The 1,910-nt window shown below is 61.8% G+C and carries 2 protein-coding genes, 1 tRNA gene and 1 pseudogene; 1 reads left to right on the top strand and 3 read right to left on the bottom strand.

Annotated features, from left to right (window positions below):
- The first annotated feature begins 136 nt into the window (after positions 1–136).
- A tRNA-Thr gene (locus G3480_RS26360) sits at positions 137–212 on the top strand.
- 139 nt (positions 213–351) lie between these two features.
- Here the strand turns inward: G3480_RS26360 and G3480_RS26355 are convergent.
- The 3 genes and pseudogenes from G3480_RS26355 to G3480_RS26345 form a co-directional block, all read right to left on the bottom strand.
- Complete coding sequence (locus G3480_RS26355) at positions 352–870, bottom strand: site-specific integrase (protein ID WP_206171922.1); 519 nt, start codon at positions 868–870, stop codon at positions 352–354.
- 182 nt (positions 871–1,052) lie between these two features.
- Positions 1,053–1,388 (bottom strand): transposase, encoded by a 336-nt coding sequence (locus tag G3480_RS26350; RefSeq protein WP_164657162.1) that lies wholly within the window; start codon positions 1,386–1,388, stop codon positions 1,053–1,055.
- A 197-nt stretch (positions 1,389–1,585) separates the two neighbouring features.
- A pseudogene (locus tag G3480_RS26345) lies at positions 1,586–1,910 on the bottom strand (ISNCY family transposase); the annotation flags it as partial.

Raw genomic sequence — 1,910 nt, 5'->3', positions numbered from 1 at the left:
GGCGTTTGTCTGTTGATCTCCAGCGCCGGGCTACATCCCCCGCGACCGCTCGACGCTGCGGCCAGCGGGAATTGCTGTGCGCATCATCAAGGACTTGAGGAGCGCGACCGCTTCGGATATAGTTCTCTGCTTGGCTGCCGATGTAGCTCAGTTGGTAGAGCAACGCATTCGTAATGCGTGGGTCAGCGGTTCGAATCCGCTCATCGGCTCCATACAATCAATGGCTTATCCTTTCAGGCTTCGACGGTGTGCCGGATAATGTGCGGCAACGCTCGATGCGTGCCGTGTGCTCAGGCGCTAAGTGCGCATACCTGAGCACCATGTCATAGCTCGACCAACCTCCAAGCTGCATCAAATCCTGGAGCGGAGTTCCTTCCTGAACGTGCCAGGAGGCCCGGTGTGCCGGAGATCGTGCCAGCGAAAATCCTCGATGCCGGCGCGCTCCAGTCCCTTGTACCATGCAGCTGTTGAAACTTGGGTGATCCGATTCCCTTTGTACGTGAACACCCAGCGATCATGGCGCCCGATCCAGCGCCGAAGAACCAGCACGGCATCGCTGTTGAGCGGCACCCCGATTGCCCGTCGGGCTTTTGCCTGATCAGGATGAATCCAAGCCACCCGGCGACTGAGATCGACCTGCCCCCATTCCAGCCCGGTAACATTGGCGCGCCGCAATCCCGTAGCCAGCGTGAAGCGCGCCATATCGGCCAAGTGCTCGGGCAATTCCTTCAGCAGTCGGTCGGCTTCGTCACGGGTAAGCCAGCGAATGCGTAAGCCCGGCTCGGCATAAGTCCGCACAGACGGCGCCCGATCGATCCAGCCCCACTGACGTTCGGCACGTCGCAAGATGGCGCGGATCAGCGCAACCATGCGGTTCTTGGTTGCTGGCGCTGTCCCGCTTCGAGCACGTGCTACTTGGTCGATCTTGTCCGTGGTGATGTCGTTGAGAGAGAATGACCCGAGGTGTGAGTCAAGCCAGCGAAGTAGGTTGATATCGTCCTGCTGGCTTGCCTTGTGCTCAGTCTCTTCTAACGAATAAGGTTAAACCCCACCTAGGCCGGAATGCGTAATTTCTCCTCCTCTGGATCGAGTGTCGTTCTCGTCCACAGGCGGTCGGCGACCGTCAACGGATCGAGGTTGATCGTGTCGGCGAAGTGATTCACGCGCGCGATCAACTCCGTAGGGCTCGCGTGGCAGTGCTGGTAGGTGACATCCTCGCGCAACCACCGCCACAGCGCTTCGACCGGCATGAAATCCGGGCTATAACCGGGCAGCGGCTCGATGGTGATGTCGAGTTCCTTGGCACGCGCGAGCACGGTGCTCGAGCGGTGATAGGGGGCGCCATCCCAGAACATGACGATCCTGCGCTCGGGCTCGCGGGCACGCACATGCTCTAAGTAGCCTGAACGAAAACCCCGTTCAATTCAGCGCCGCCCCCTGATCGTGATCCCAGTGCAGCGGGTTTCTATTCGTTTCAGCGCAATGATGCGGGGCAGAACGGGAGTGGATGGGGCGATTTGAAGGCAAGGGCGTTTTTTGGACAGACCACTCCCTCGGATCCGTCGGGATCGCGTGGCCGATGGCCTCAGGCGGCGCGCTGGCGCCGACGCTGGCGCTCCACCTCAGCCGCTTGGGCGAGCAGGATGGCGCCGAGGCGATGGACGTTGCGCCCCACGACGGCCAGCGCAACATAGCGGCGGAAGCCGTCGATCCCGTGATCGGGACAGCGGTCGAGCCCATGGGCCTCCAGGGCATTGATGGCAGACTCGACGGCCGAGTGCTGGTGGCGTCGCGCGATGAAGCGCGGGCGTGCTCACGCTCAAGCTCGGCGAGCGAGCGTTTGCCCTTCTTCGGCAGCACCGGGAAATCCACCAGCTCGGCGAGGCGCTGCTGGTTGGCCGGGCTGTGAA

Origin of the sequence: Thiorhodococcus mannitoliphagus, assembly GCF_010915725.1 — a bacterium.
GTDB classification, from domain to species: domain Bacteria; phylum Pseudomonadota; class Gammaproteobacteria; order Chromatiales; family Chromatiaceae; genus Thiorhodococcus; species Thiorhodococcus mannitoliphagus.
Note: the sequence above shows the minus strand (reverse complement) of the source record. Positions and strands in the feature narration are given on the sequence as shown.